Origin of the sequence: Profundibacterium mesophilum KAUST100406-0324 (assembly GCF_009835145.1) — a bacterium.
Classification (GTDB): Bacteria; Pseudomonadota; Alphaproteobacteria; order Rhodobacterales; family Rhodobacteraceae; genus Profundibacterium; species Profundibacterium mesophilum.
This window is the reverse complement of record NZ_APKE01000015.1, coordinates 21,149-34,647: the sequence shown is the minus strand read 5'-3', so window position 1 is coordinate 34,647 and position 13,499 is coordinate 21,149. Positions and strand designations below refer to the sequence as shown.

Sequence of the window (13,499 nt, the reverse complement as noted above, 5' to 3'; positions counted from 1 at the left end):
TCAGGCGGCGGTGACGCGCCAGATCACGTCGCCCACGTCATCGGCCATCAGGAGCGAGCGTCCATCGGCTCCGACCGCCACCCCGACGGGGCGGCCATAGGACACCTTCTCGTCCTCCGACAGGAAGCCCCACAGGATGTCGCGTGGCGGGCCGGAGGGCTTGCCCCCCTCGAAAGGCACGAAGATCAGCTTGTAGCCGCTGAGCGTCGAGCGGTTCCACGAGCCGTGCTGACCGATGACCATGCCGGCGCCGAAACCCGGCAGCGTGCCCTCCGGCATCCAGCACAGCCCCAGCGATGCGGTGTGCCCGCCAAGCGCGTAATCGGGCGTGATCGCGCGGGCGACAAGCTGCGGATCCTGGGGCACCCGGTCATCGACGATCTGCCCCCAGTAGCAATAGGGCCAGCCGTAGAAGCCGCCCTCCTCGACATGGGTGAGGTAGTCGGGCGGGGTCTCGTCGCCGAGCCCGTCGCGCTCGTTGACCACGGTCCAGAGCGCGCCCGTCTGCGGCTCCCAGGCGGTGCCGACCGGGTTGCGCAGACCGGAGGCGAAGATGCCCGCCTCCCCTGTCTGAAGATCGAGCCGCCAGATCGCCGCGCGCCCCTCCTCGGCCTCCATTCCCTCGTCGCCGATATTGCTCAGCGATCCGACACCGGCATAGAGGTAGCGTCCGTCCGGCGAGGCGATGAGGCTGCGCGTCCAATGGCCGCCGGGCTTGAAATCGACCAGCTTGCGGCCCGGCCCCTCGAGCCGGTCGGCCCCTTCGGCACAATCGAAGGCCACGATCCCGTCGGTATTGCCCACATAGAATGTGCCGTTCACGAGGGCCATGCCGAAGGGCTGCCGCTGGTCCTCCACGAAAACCTTGCGCGTCTCCGCCACGCCGTCGCCATCCGCGTCGCGCCAGAGCGTGATCCGGTTGGCGCTCTTGCCGATCGCGCGGGCGCGCCGCATCGTCGCCTGCACCGCGCGATCCATCAGGCTCTTGGGCGGGCCGGCCTGCTGCAGCGCTTCGGCCACGAGGACATCGCCATTGGGCAGCACCTCGATCCAGCGCGGATGCAGAAGATCGGTCGCGAAGGCGTTGACCTTGAGGCCGGCTGCCGCCTTGGGAACTTGCCCGGGCGCCCAGCCCTGAGCGGTGGGCATCTTGAGCGTCATGATCCCCTGCGCACGGGCCTGCGGGATCTGCGGCGCGCCGCCGACCGCCTGGTCGCGGGGGGCGGCCGCGCGCCGTGCCAAGACCATCGCCGCGCCTACAAGGGCCGTTGCCCGTGCCATGAATTCCATGCCGTCATCTCCTGTCGCACCGCCGCCTGCATTGCGCGCAGACTAGCGGAGGGATCGCCCGCCGCAAGGGGCGCCCGTCCGGGGGCGCGCAGGCGGCCGGGCCGCGGAGCCTTCGGGGTATGCGAACCCGCCACGCCCTTGGCATGAAAGCGCGGACGTCTATCTTTATCACTGGAAAGCGCGCGCCACGGGTCAGGCGCGGCGCGACAAGGGGAGGATCCGCCATGGCGGGAGGATGGTCACGCGACGGGGCGGTCGGGGAGCAGATCGAGGCGTCCCTCAACGACGAGCTGACGCGTCTGCGCGCGCGGCGCGGTCCCGTCGGGGAAAGCCTGAGCCATTGCGCCGAATGCGACGAGCCGATCCCGGAGGCGCGGCGCCGGGCCATGGCGGGGGTCAAGCTCTGCATCGCCTGCCAGAGCGAGCGCGACGGGCGCGGCGCCCAACGCGGCGGGATCAACCGTCGCGGCTCGAAGGACAGCCAGCTGAAATGACGCCCCGAGGCCGCTAGCGCCCGCCGGTGCCCGGCGTCTTGTCGAGATGCGCGGCCACGAGGGCCACGGCCCTGGCGACCGCGTCCTCGATGCTCAGCTCGGTCGTGTCGAGCTGGACCGCGTCCTCGGCCGGCCGCAGCGGCGCCGAGGCGCGGCCACGGTCGCGCGCGTCGCGCTCCGCCAGGTCCCTTTGCACATCCTCGAGCGCGATCTGCGCCCCGCCCGCCGTCAGCTCGGCATGGCGACGGCGCGCCCGCACCCCCTCCGACGCGGTGACGTAGATCTTCACCTCGGCGCCGGGACAGATCACCGTCCCGATATCGCGCCCGTCGAGAACGGCGCCGCCCGCGCGATGGGCGAAAGCGCGCTGGAAATCGAGCAGCGCGGCCCGGACATCGCCATCGGCGGCCACCCGGCTCGCGGCGCGGCCTGCCTCGGCGCTGCGCAGGTCAGGGCGTTCGAGATCGGCCGCGCTCAGCTTTCGCGCCGCCTCGATGGGCGCGAGCCCGTCCAGCATCTTCATCCCGGCCGCGCGGTAGAGTAGCCCCGTATCGAGATAGGCGAGCCCGAAATGTGTCGCGACCTTGCGCGCCAATGTGCCCTTGCCGCTCGCCGCCGGCCCGTCGATCGCGACCGTTATGCTCATGCCCGGTCGCCCAGGTCGATCTCGTCATCGTCGGATTTGGGCAGATTGTCGTCGATCTCGTAATAGTCGCCCTTGTCCTTGACGAAGACATGGCCCGCGAGCTGCGTGCCGCTCGGCGCATCGAGCGTGCCGACCATGATGTGCAGGGGCCCGCCCCCCCGCTGCCAGAACAGGCTGCTGCCGCATTCGGGGCAGAAACCGCGGCGCACGTCCGAGCTCGAGGCATACCAGCGCACCTCGCCCTCGATCTCGACGGAGGCCGGATCGGCGGAGGCGGCAACGAGGTGATGGCCGCCCCAGCTGCGGCATTGCCCGCAATGGCATGCGAGGGCCGGGCTCAGCGCGCCGCGCACGCGGTAGCTGACCTCGTTGCACAGGCAGCCGCCAATGGGATTGAGCTCGTTCATGCTGTTGCTCCTTCGGTCATCTTGTCGAACCGGGCACCAAGCCCGGTCATCAGCTCCTGGAAGATCGGGAAGGACGTCGCGATGGGGCCCGCATCGTCGATCCCGACCGGCGCGCGCGCCGCCATGCCAAGGCACAGGAAGGACATCGCGATGCGGTGATCGAGCCGCGTCTCGCAGGATGCGCCGCCGGCCACGCCCCCGGCGCCGCATCCCTCGATTGCCCACCAATCCTCGCCCTCCTCGACCGCCACCCCGCAGGCACGCAACCCGCGTGCCATCGCGTCGATCCGGTCGCTCTCCTTGACCCGGAGTTCCTTGACGCCGCGCATCTCGGTGCGCCCCGCCGCGTTCGCCGCCACCACCGACAGGATCGGGTATTCGTCGATCATGCTCGCCGCGCGCGACGGCGGCACGTCGATGCCCTTCATATCCGGCGAATAGCGGGCGCGCAGATCGGCGACCGGCTCGCCGCCCTCCTCGCGCGGGTTCTCGTAGCTCAGATCGGCCCCCATCTCGCGCAGCGTCTCGAAAAGTCCGTTGCGCGTCGGATTGAGACCGATCCCGGGCACCAGCACGTCCGATCCCGGCACGATAAGGGCGGCGCAGACCGGGAAGGCGGCGCTCGACGGATCGCGCGGCACGGCGATGTCCTGCGGCCTGAGCTCGGGACGGCCCGTCAAGGTGATGACGTGCCCCTCCTCGCCATGCTCGGTGCGGATCGACGCGCCGAACCCCGCCAGCATCCGCTCGGTGTGGTCGCGTGTCGGCTCGCGCTCGATCACGACTGTCTCGCCGGGCGCGTTCAACCCCGCCAGAAGGATCGCCGACTTGACCTGCGCCGAGGGCACCGGCGTGACATAGCGCACCGGAACCGGCTCCGCCGCGCCGATCACGGTCATCGGAAGCCGCCCCCCCTCGCGTCCCTCCGCACGGGTGCCGAAGCCCGACAGGGGATCGGTGACGCGCCCCATCGGCCGCCCGCTCAATGATGCATCGCCGGTGAAGGTCACGCGCATGTCATGCGTCGCGACCGCCCCCATCAAAAGACGCACCCCGGTTCCCGAATTGCCGCAATCGATCACGCCCTCGGGCTCGCGAAAGCCGCCAACGCCCACGCCATGCACGGACCATGCGCCGGGCCCGTGATGTTCGAGCGTCGCGCCGAGCGCGCTCATCGCGCGTCCCGTATCAAGAACGTCGCCGCCCTCGAGCAACCCGGTGATCCGCGTCTCGCCCACCGCCATGGCCCCGAGGATGAGCGCCCTGTGGCTGATCGACTTGTCGCCCGGAACGCGCGCCTCGCCCTTCAGCGGGCCGGCGGCCGAGGACCGCATCGGAACAGCTTCACCATGACCGGACATCGCGTCCCCTTCCACCAGCAGGATTTCGAAGCCGGAGACTACACCTGCCCGGCCTGCGTGCAAGCCGGTTTCGGCCGGCCTCACGGCCCGCCGCCACAGGCCCCCTGGGGCCCGGCGTCCGCCTCAAGGCGGATCGCGGCGCTCGAAGGTGAGGTAATGCGGCTGCCGCCCCTCGCGGAGCGCCTTGCTCTCGTAGCGGGTTTCGATCCAGTCCTCCCAGGGGCGATGCAGATCATCCGCCCCGTCCCGGACCCGCGTGAAGCCGGCCTGCGGCACCTCCTCGAGCGCCTGGCGAACGTAATCGGGAATGTCCGTGGCGATCCGGAACACCGCCCCCGGCGCCATCACCCGGGCCAGCGGAAAGAGATGCTCGCGGGTGACGAAACGCCGGCGGTGATGACGCGCCTTCGGCCAGGGATCGGGATAGAGGAGAAAGGCCCGCGCGATCGAGGCATCGGGCAGGACGTCGAAGAGATCGCGCGCATCGCCGGGATGGATGGCGAGGTTGTCCGCCCCCGCCTTGCGGATCTTCCCGAGCAGCATCGCCACGCCGTTGATATAGGGCTCGGCACCGATGATCCCGACCTGCGGGTTCGTGACCGCTTGGTGCACGAGGTGTTCGCCCCCCCCGAACCCGATCTCCAGCCAGACGGGACGCCCCGCGAAAAGCGCCCCCGGATCGATCGGATGGCGCTCGGGATTCTCGTCCCACTCGACAGGGCCGGGCGACAAAGCCGCCAGGTCCTCCTCGAGATATTCCTTCTGGCTGTCGCGCAGGGTCTTGCCCTTGCGCCGGCCGTAGAAGTTGCGCCAGGGCGCGCCGTCCTGCGTCTCGCTCATGACCGCATTCCTTTTCGCGCTGCCGCCCCGCGCCGTTCTGAGCCGGGTGCCGGGCGGCGGCTGTCCTTCAGCTTCGTGCAAACACCTCGGGGGCGCGGGGGCAGCGCCCCCGCATTCTCGATGCCGCCGGGGACGCGCCGCATCCGGTCCCGCCTCAGATGGCCGCTTTCAACGCATCCGTCAGGTCGACGCGTTCCCACGAGAAACCGCCATCCTCCTCCGGAGCCCGGCCGAAATGGCCATAGGCCGCCGTGCGCTCGTAGATGGGACGGTTCAGGCCCAGATGCTCGCGGATGCCGCGCGGCGTCAGGTCCATCACCCGGGCCACGGCCTCCTCGATGCGCTCCGAGGGCACCTCCCCCGTGCCATGCGTGTCGACATAGATCGACAGCGGCCGCGACACCCCGATCGCATAGCTCAGCTGCAGCGTGCAGCGTTCGGCCAGCCCCGCCGCCACGACGTTCTTGGCAAGGTAGCGCGCCGCGTAGGCGGCCGAGCGATCGACCTTGGTCGGATCCTTCCCCGAGAACGCCCCGCCCCCATGCGGCGCCGCGCCGCCATAGGTATCGACGATGATCTTGCGGCCCGTCAGGCCGGCATCGCCGTCTGGGCCGCCGATCACGAAGACGCCCGTGGGGTTCACCCACCATTCGGTCTGCGCATCGAGCCACCCATCCGGCAGCACGTCCCTGATATAGGGCTCGACGATCTCGCGGATGTCGGCGCTGCTCTGGCTTTCATCGGCATGCTGCGTGCTCAGGACGATCTGACTGACGCCGACGGGCATTCCGTTCTCGTAGCGCAGCGAGAGCTGCGATTTGGCATCCGGACGCAGGCTCGGCTCGGCGCCGGACTTGCGCGCCTCGGCGAGCCGCTTGAGGATGCGGTGCGCGTAATGGATCGGCGCCGGCATCAGTTCGGGCGTCTCGCGGCAGGCATAGCCGAACATGATCCCCTGATCGCCCGCGCCCTCCTCCTTGTCACCGGATGCATCGACCCCTTGGGCGATATGCGCCGATTGCGCATGCAGCAGGTTCGTCACCTCGCAGGTCGCATGGTGGAAGGCATCCTGCTCGTAGCCGATATCCTTGATGCAATCGCGTGCGATCCGCTCCACCCGGCCGAGATAGTCATCGAGCTTGCTCTTGTCCGAAAGCCCGACCTCGCCACCGATGACCACCCTGTTGGTGGTCGCGAAGGTCTCGCAGGCGACCCGCGCCTCGGGCTCTTCGGAGAGAAAGGTGTCGAGGACCGCGTCCGAGATCCGGTCACACACCTTGTCGGGGTGCCCCTCGGACACCGATTCCGAGGTGAAGATATAGGTCTTGCGGCTCATGAGAAGTGCTCCATTGGGGATGCCCCTCACGCCAGGAAGCCGTTGTGAGGAGTTCAAGATTGCTCGCCTACAGGGGCGCGGGGCAAGGTTCAATCGGTTTCTGCATGTCTGCCGCGTTGCCGCCGCCGCAGCCATGCGCGGCCCCTTCGGCCCGCCCGGGCCGCGCCGAGCGCCAGAAGCAGCATCGCGCCGAGTGCCGGCCAGTCACCGCTCCGCGCATAGAGCGTCGGGGGCAATGGCGGCGGCAGGCGCTGGTCGAGATACCCCGCCGCGTTCAGCTCGATCATGCCAAGCACCCGCCCCGCGGCGTCGATCACCGCCGAGATCCCGGTATTGGCAACGCGCACCATCGGCAATCCCGTCTCGATGGCCCGCATCCGCGCCTGCGCCAGGTGCTGATAGGGACCCGAGAAGGTTCCGAACCAGGCATCATTGGTGATCTGCACCATCCAGTCCGCGCGGCCGGGCGCCCCGAGCACGTTGCGCGGAAAGATCGCCTCGTAGCAGATCAGCGGCACGGCGCGGCCCAGATCCCGCACCGCACCGCCCGGCGGCAGAGCCGCGAGATCGAGCTGCCCCGGACCCGGCCCCGGCGAGAAGCCGTAGCCGTCGCGTGCTGCGAAACTGCGAAGCCCCACGAGCCGCGTCAGACCGCCAAGGGGCATGTATTCGCCGAACGGCACCAGGTGATGCTTGTCGTAGAGTGCGTCGATCCGCCCCTCGGGGCCGATCACGGCGAGGGCGTTGTAGGCGCGCGCCCCCTCCACCCGGTTCGCGCCGATGATGACGGGCCGCCCCTGCGCCGCGGCGGCGATACGGCGCAGGGCCGGATGATTCTCCTCGAGCAGCCAGGGGATCGCGGTCTCCGGCCAGATCGTCAGGTCCGGCGCGCCGGGGGCCGCTGTGTATTCCAGTTGCCGGGTGAAAAAGAGATCGATCTTGGCCGGGTCCCATTTCTCCGCCTGCGGCGCGTTGGGTTGCACGAGACGCAGAAGCGGCGCGTCCGGCCCGGCCGCTTGCGGCGGGGGCGTGATCAACCACCCCAGGGCGATCGGCAGAAGCCAGGCAACCGCGAGCACCGCGGCCCCGCCAAGAGCGCCGCGCCGCGCGGCAAGGGCGATGGGCACACCCAGCAGGATCGTCACGAGGGTCAGCCCGTAGGACCCGGTCCATGCCGCGATCTGCGCGGCGGGGCTCTCGGTCCAGATATAGCCGACCAGCCCCCAGGAAAATCCGGTCAGCACCGTGCTGCGCAGCCATTCGGCCGCGGCCCAGAGCGCCGCGAGCGCGATCACGCGGGCCGTTCCCGGCCGGGGCACGAGCCGCGCCGCGCCCCACGCGGCCAACCCCCAGAAAAGCGCAAAGCCCACCGCGCTGAACAGCAGGGCGAAAGGCGCCATCCAGCCATGGCGCGCCACGTCGACAAGGAAGGGCTCCACGATCCAGTGCAGCGAGACCGCGAAATAGCCCGTGCCCGCGAGCCAGCCGCGAAGGAAGGCCCGGCCCGGACCCGGCGCGGCCCCCGTTGAGGCAAGGACAAGCGCCAGCCCGGCCAGCGCGAAGGGCAGAAGCGAGAACGGCACCTGCCCCAGCCCGATCAGCGCACCGCCGCCGAAGCTCAGCCAGAGCGGACGGCGGGCGCCCCCGAACGCGGCGCCAAGCGTTCGTCGCCAGCGTGACGAGCCGCCGGCGAGATGATCAGCCATGCGCCTCTTCCGGCTCCGCAAGGCGCACGCGAAGGCGCTTGATGCGCCGCGGATCGGCATCGACGATCTCGAATTGCAGGCCCTCGGGATGCGGCACGACCTCGCCGCGCGCCGGCACCCGCCCGGTGAGGAGCACCACGACGCCGCCGAGCGTGTCGATCTCCTCGTCCTCGTCGTCATCGACCAGGCGCATCCCGATCTCCTCCTCGAACTCCTCGAGGGGGGTCTTGGCGAAGGCGAGGTAGACGCCGGGTTTCTCCAGCGTCCAGAGCTGGTCCTCCTCGGTGTCGTGCTCGTCCTCGATCTGGCCGATCACCTGCTCGATCAGGTCCTCGATCGTCACCAGGCCGTCCACGCCCCCGTATTCGTCGATCACCAGCGCCATGTGCATCCGGTCGCTCTGCATCTTCTGCAGCAGGACGCCGATCGGCATGGAGGGCGGGGCGTAGATCAGCGGCCGCAGCATCGCGCTGGCATCGAATTCACCGTTGCCATCGCCGTTGAAGCCGTATTGCAGGGCGAAATCCTTGAGGTGGATCATCCCGACGGGCTGATCGAGCGTGCCCTTGTAGACCGGAAGACGTGTCAGCCCGCTTTCGCGGAAAACCGCCACGAGGCCGTCCTTGGTGATGTCCGACGGTATGGAGACGATCTCGACCGCGGGGATCGCCACGTCCTCGACGCGCATCCGCCGCAGGTTGAGAAGACCGGGCGATTGCCGGGCCGCGCCACCCTGCGCGCCGTCCTCCTCGTCCTCCTCGCCCTCGACGGTGCCATCCGCATTGAACGCATCGAAGATGCGACCGAAGAAACCACGCTCCGCAGGACCCGCTTCGCCGGCCTCCGCATCGCTTTCCGCGCCCCTGGCCGCGCCTTGCGCGGGTCTCGAGGCTGCCTCGTCTGCGTCTTCCATCCGTCCTTTCCAGCTTTCTGGCTCGGGTCAGCCCATCAAGTCGCCCGCAACGCGCGCCGCGTAGGGATCGGCGATCCCGTGCCGCGCGAGGATTTCCGTCTCCAGCCGCTCCATCAGCGCGGCATCGGCATCTCGGATATGATCATAGCCCAGAAGGTGCAAGCTTCCATGCACCAGCAGATGCGCGGCATGCTCGCGCAGCGGGATTCCGCCATGCGCGGCCTCGGCGGCGCAGGTGTCATAGGCGATGGCGATGTCGCCAAGCTCGGCATCGAAACCTTCGCGCGGAGGCTCGGGACGGGCGCCATCCATGCTTGCCCCGCGCTCCTCGGATGGCCAGCTCAGCACGTTCGTGGGCGCGGGCTTGCCGCGGAAATCGGCGTTGAGCGCCGCAATGCGTGCATCATCGCAGCCCAGAAGCGAGATCTCCCACGCCGCCGGGTCGAGCCCCGCCCCGCTCAGGGCAGCGCCGCAGAACCGCTCGGCCAACGTCTCCAGCCCCAGCTCCTCCCAGCGCGGATCCTCGATCGCGCAATCGACGGTCACAGCGGCCGCCCCGCGCGATCAGACATCGCGCTCGTAGGCCTCGATGATCTTGGCCACGAGCGGATGCCGGACCACGTCGGCGGAAGTGAAATAGTTGAAGGAGATCGAGGGGATGTTCGACAGAAGGCGCTCCGCATCGGCAAGCCCGCTCGTCTGCCCGCGCGGCAGGTCGACCTGGGTGCGGTCGCCGGTGATCACCATCCGGCTGCCCTCGCCCAGCCGGGTGAGGAACATCTTCATTTGCATCGCCGTGGCGTTCTGCGCCTCGTCGAGCACCACGAAGGCGTTCGACAGGGTCCGCCCGCGCATGAAGGCCAGCGGCGCGATCTCGATACGCTTCTCCTCCATCAGCTTGGCGGCCTGCTTTCCGGGCAGGAAATCGTTCAGCGCGTCGTAGAGGGGCTGCATGTAGGGATCGACCTTCTCCTTCATGTCGCCGGGAAGGTAGCCGAGCTTTTCGCCTGCCTCGACCGCCGGACGGCTCAGCACGATGCGGTCCACCTCTCCCGAGATAAACATCGACACGCCGGCCGCAACCGCGAGGTAGGTCTTGCCCGTGCCGGCGGGACCGATGCCGAAGGCGAGCTCGTTCTCGAAGAGCGAGCGGACATAGGCCTTCTGCGCCTCGGTGCGCGGCTCGATCAGCTTCTTGCGGGTCTTGATCTCGACCTTGCCGCCCTGGAAAAGCTCCATCTGCTCGGCCGCGGCGCCGAGCGCGGCGGGAAGCGGGCCGCTGCCGCCCATGCGGATCTCGCCGTCGATGATGCCGGGCTCGACGTCGCGCCCGTCCTCGAGCCGCGCATAGAGCTGTCCCAGCACCTCGATCGCACGGGTGCGCGCGAGGCGCTCACCCATCACCGTGAGGCGGTTGCCACGGCGCACGATCTGCACTTCGAGCTGCTGCTCGATCTGCGCGAGGTTCCGGTCATATTCGCCGCACAGATCGATCAGCAGGCGGTTGTCGGAGAATTCAACAAAGCTTTCGGTGCCACTGGCGGCATCCTTGTCGGCAAGTTCAGCGGGGGGCAGCGCGCCGTTGGCCAAATAACGCTCCGTTCTGAGGGGTCCGGGGATCGGGTGAAGAGGGCCGGGCATCCGGCCCGTTCCTCTTATGGTGGCGTCTCGCCGGGCGATCCGCAAGACCCGCGCGGACCGATGGGCGCATTTTCGTCCCCTGCCCCGGCGCAGCTTCGCTGCCCGTCACGCCGCTCAGACGGGATCGGGAATGGGCGTGCCCTTGTTGTAGGGACCGATCACCGTCTTGGGCGGCGCGGCCCCGGAGCAGACCGGCTTGCCGTAGCGATCGAGGCGCTGCGACAGGTATCCCTCGATGCCGTCATCGATGATCCAGTGATCGCAGCCTGTCGGGTCGATCCAGATGCCCGCCTTGAGCGCGCTGAGATCCTTGACATCGACGAAGCGGTCGACGCCTAGATCGCGCTTTTCACACGCCGCGAGGGTTGCGGCGCCGATGGCGAGGAGAAGGGGAAGTTTGCGGAACATGCCTGTGCCCTCTCAGCGGATGCAGATGATTTCGACGCGGCGATTTGCCTGCATCCCGGCGGCGGTGCTGTTGCTGGCCTTGGGCAGACGCTCACCATAGCCGCGAACATCGGCGATCCGCGCGCCAACCCCCTTGGCCACCGCGGCCACCGAATTGGCCCGGTTCAGCGACAGCCGGATGTTGTAGGCGTCCGATGCGCGGCTGTCGGTATGGCCGGCGATGATGTAGCTCGTGGCCCCTGCCTGCGAGAAGAACTGCGCGAGCTTGCCACGGCCCGCGGCGCTGATGCGGTAGCTGTCGGTGGCAAAGAGCTGGTCGCTGTTCATCACGGCGCAGGTGTTGCCGCGCCGGCAGACGGGAATGCCCTGGCGGGTGACATGCGGGGTCATGTATCCCTCCCAGCCGTCATCCATCACCCAATGCTCGCACCCGTCCGGATCGACCCAGATCGAAGGCGCGTATTCGACCCGCTCCTGCTCCTGGGCCTGGGCCGTGCCGATCAGCGGCATGGCGACCATGGCAAGTCCGGCGAGCGCGGCCCCGAGGGCCCGGAAGCGGTTGAGGGTGGACACCGGTTCGTTCTCCTTGCTGGCTGGCACGATGCCAGATCGCCCCGGTCGAGCCGGAACTGCCAGAACATTAACCCCTTGGCAGGCCATGTGAAGACGCTTTCGTCACCGCGGGGCGGCCGTTGTGACATAAGCGGCGCACCGAAGGCGGCCGCCGTTGCCCGTTCGCGGCGCCCATGCGGCCCCGAGGCGCCGCGCTAGAGCAGCGTTCCGGCCAGCGAATTGGTCCCGCTCGCGGTGATCCTGACCCGGCGCAGATCGCCGCGCGCGATGCCCTCGCCCGCCACATGCACCGAATGGAGGTGATCCGACTTGCCGACCATCTGCCCGGGCTCGCGCCCCGAACGCTCGAAAAGCACCGAGACATCGCGCCCCACCATCTCGTCCTGCAGGGCGCGCTGCTGCTGGGTGAGAAGCGCCTGCAGCCGCTGCAGCCGGTTGTCCTTCTCGGCTTCCCCGACCTGCGCGCGCTCGGCGGCCGGCGTGCCGGGACGGGTGGAATACTTGAAACTGTAGCACTGCCCGTAGCGCACGCTTCGGACCAGGGCCATCGTCGCCTCGAAATCCTCCTCGGTCTCGCCCGGGAAGCCGACGATGAAATCACCGGACAGGAGGATATCGGGCCGCGCCGCGCGGATCCGCTCGATCAGGCGCAGGTAGCCTTCGGCCGTGTGCTTGCGGTTCATCGCCTTGAGCACCCGGTCGCTGCCGGACTGCACCGGCAGGTGCAGGTAGGGCATGAGCTTGGCCTCCTCGCCATGGGCCGCGATCAGGGCATCATCCATGTCGTTGGGATGTGACGTGGTGTAGCGCAGACGCTCCAGCCCGTCGATCCGCGCCAGGGCGCCGATGAGCCCGGCAAGCCCGCCCTCATGACCGTGATAGGCGTTGACGTTCTGGCCCAGGAGCGTGATCTCGCGCACCCCGCGCTCGACCAGCTCGCGCGCCTCGGCGATGATCCGGGCGGCGGGGCGGCTGACCTCGGCGCCGCGCGTGTAGGGCACCACGCAGAAGGCGCAGAACTTGTCGCAGCCCTCCTGGACGGTCAGGAAGGCCGTCGGCCCCCGCGCCGCCTTCGGCCGCTTGCCCAGATGCGCGAACTTGTCCTCTTCGGGGAAATCGGTGTCGAGCGCCCGCTCGCCGGCACGCAAGCGCGCCTCCATCTGCGGCAACCGGTGGTAGCTTTGCGGCCCGACCACCAGATCGACCAGAGGCTGCCGGCGCATGATCTCCTCGCCCTCGGCCTGCGCGACGCATCCCGCCACGCCGATCTTGAGATCGGGACGCGCCTCCTTCAGGCCCCGCATCCGGCCCAGTTCGGAATAGACCTTCTCGGCGGCCTTCTCGCGGATGTGGCAGGTGTTGAGCAGGATCATGTCCGCCTCTTCGGGGCGGTCGGTGGGAACGTAGCCCTCGCCGCCGAGCGCCTCGGACATGCGTTCGCTGTCATAGACGTTCATCTGGCAGCCATAGGTCTTGATGAAGAGCTTTTTCGGCAGGCTCATGATCGGGCTCCGCAATGGAAGTTGAAGGACGGCGATATCGGCGCCGGCACGGGCGCCGGACAGAAGGACCGGTCCGCGGCCGGACCGTGAGGAAGGCTCGGCCTGCCGGACATGACGGACAGGCCTGGCGGTCGGGCGGCATGGATGACGCGGGCGGCGCCGTGTCCGAGCGCGTTCCTAGCGCAAGCGCCAGCGGCTCGCAACGCTTGCAATCGGTGAGGATTTCGTCATTTTTGCCTCTCGTCGCGCCAGCCGCTTCCGGTGCAGATTGGCGCGGGCGCCCATCACCCGCCGGATCGCGGCGGCACCTGGATGCGGGGCGGCGCCAACCGGTCCGCGCCGATGATGCGCAGCGGACCATGCGGGGCCGCACGCGAGGGTC

The 13,499-nt window shown here is 69.0% G+C and carries 14 protein-coding genes and 1 riboswitch; of the genes, 1 reads left to right on the top strand and 13 read right to left on the bottom strand.

All coding sequences use genetic code 11. The features are described from left to right. Nucleotides 1-1,290, bottom strand: a complete 1,290-nt coding sequence (locus tag PMES_RS06980; protein WP_159964852.1) for a PQQ-dependent sugar dehydrogenase — start codon at nucleotides 1,288-1,290, stop codon at nucleotides 1-3. A gap of 224 nt (nucleotides 1,291-1,514) precedes the next feature. On the opposite strand from PMES_RS06980, the gene PMES_RS06975 reads away from it, so the two are divergent. Continuing rightward, on the top strand, nucleotides 1,515-1,784 hold the full coding sequence (locus PMES_RS06975) for a DksA/TraR family C4-type zinc finger protein (protein ID WP_159964851.1): 270 nt from the start codon (nucleotides 1,515-1,517) through the stop codon (nucleotides 1,782-1,784). Nucleotides 1,785-1,797: 13 nt separating this feature from the next. On the opposite strand, the gene PMES_RS06970 is transcribed toward PMES_RS06975, so the two are convergent. From PMES_RS06970 to miaB, 12 genes are all read right to left on the bottom strand, one after another. After that, the gene (locus PMES_RS06970; protein ID WP_159964850.1) at nucleotides 1,798-2,430 is read right to left on the bottom strand and encodes a (d)CMP kinase; all 633 of its coding nucleotides are present in this window, start codon (nucleotides 2,428-2,430) and stop codon (nucleotides 1,798-1,800) included. Next, nucleotides 2,427-2,837 carry a GFA family protein gene (locus PMES_RS06965; protein ID WP_159964848.1) on the bottom strand — a complete coding sequence of 137 codons (411 nt, stop codon included), beginning with the start codon at nucleotides 2,835-2,837 and terminating at the stop codon, nucleotides 2,427-2,429. Before PMES_RS06965 ends, PMES_RS06970 begins: the two co-directional genes overlap by 4 nt. After that, nucleotides 2,834-4,198: a 3-phosphoshikimate 1-carboxyvinyltransferase gene (gene aroA, locus PMES_RS06960; protein ID WP_159964846.1), complete on the bottom strand. Its 1,365-nt coding sequence runs from the start codon at nucleotides 4,196-4,198 to the stop codon at nucleotides 2,834-2,836. The genes PMES_RS06965 and aroA overlap by 4 nt, the downstream gene beginning before the upstream one ends. A gap of 123 nt (nucleotides 4,199-4,321) precedes the next feature. Beyond that, the gene (trmB, locus tag PMES_RS06955; RefSeq protein ID WP_159964844.1) at nucleotides 4,322-5,038 is read right to left on the bottom strand and encodes a tRNA (guanine(46)-N(7))-methyltransferase TrmB; all 717 of its coding nucleotides are present in this window, start codon (nucleotides 5,036-5,038) and stop codon (nucleotides 4,322-4,324) included. A 154-nt stretch (nucleotides 5,039-5,192) separates the two neighbouring features. Next, nucleotides 5,193-6,374 (bottom strand): methionine adenosyltransferase, encoded by a 1,182-nt coding sequence (gene metK / locus PMES_RS06950; protein WP_159964843.1) that lies wholly within the window; start codon nucleotides 6,372-6,374, stop codon nucleotides 5,193-5,195. A 6-nt stretch (nucleotides 6,375-6,380) separates the two neighbouring features. Further along, nucleotides 6,381-6,428, bottom strand: a riboswitch (SAM-SAH riboswitch). A 35-nt stretch (nucleotides 6,429-6,463) separates the two neighbouring features. After that, nucleotides 6,464-8,080 (bottom strand): apolipoprotein N-acyltransferase, encoded by a 1,617-nt coding sequence (gene lnt / locus PMES_RS06945; protein WP_159964842.1) that lies wholly within the window; start codon nucleotides 8,078-8,080, stop codon nucleotides 6,464-6,466. After that, on the bottom strand, nucleotides 8,073-8,993 hold the full coding sequence (locus tag PMES_RS06940) for a transporter associated domain-containing protein (protein ID WP_159964840.1): 921 nt from the start codon (nucleotides 8,991-8,993) through the stop codon (nucleotides 8,073-8,075). Before PMES_RS06940 ends, lnt begins: the two co-directional genes overlap by 8 nt. A 27-nt stretch (nucleotides 8,994-9,020) precedes the next feature. Next, a complete protein-coding gene (ybeY, locus tag PMES_RS06935) occupies nucleotides 9,021-9,539 on the bottom strand; it encodes an rRNA maturation RNase YbeY (RefSeq protein ID WP_159964838.1) in 519 nt (172 codons plus the stop codon). Nucleotides 9,540-9,557: 18 nt separating this feature from the next. Then, nucleotides 9,558-10,583 (bottom strand): PhoH family protein, encoded by a 1,026-nt coding sequence (locus PMES_RS06930; protein ID WP_236549725.1) that lies wholly within the window; start codon nucleotides 10,581-10,583, stop codon nucleotides 9,558-9,560. A gap of 165 nt (nucleotides 10,584-10,748) precedes the next feature. Beyond that, nucleotides 10,749-11,042 carry a hypothetical protein gene (locus PMES_RS06925; protein WP_159964836.1) on the bottom strand — a complete coding sequence of 98 codons (294 nt, stop codon included), beginning with the start codon at nucleotides 11,040-11,042 and terminating at the stop codon, nucleotides 10,749-10,751. 12 nt (nucleotides 11,043-11,054) lie between these two features. Continuing rightward, entirely contained in the window at nucleotides 11,055-11,561 is a 507-nt protein-coding gene (locus PMES_RS06920; RefSeq protein ID WP_159964893.1) for an OmpA family protein, read from the bottom strand. Between the two features lie 248 nt (nucleotides 11,562-11,809). Next, on the bottom strand, nucleotides 11,810-13,117 hold the full coding sequence (gene miaB / locus PMES_RS06915; RefSeq protein WP_159964834.1) for a tRNA (N6-isopentenyl adenosine(37)-C2)-methylthiotransferase MiaB: 1,308 nt from the start codon (nucleotides 13,115-13,117) through the stop codon (nucleotides 11,810-11,812). Nucleotides 13,118-13,499 lie beyond the last annotated feature (382 nt).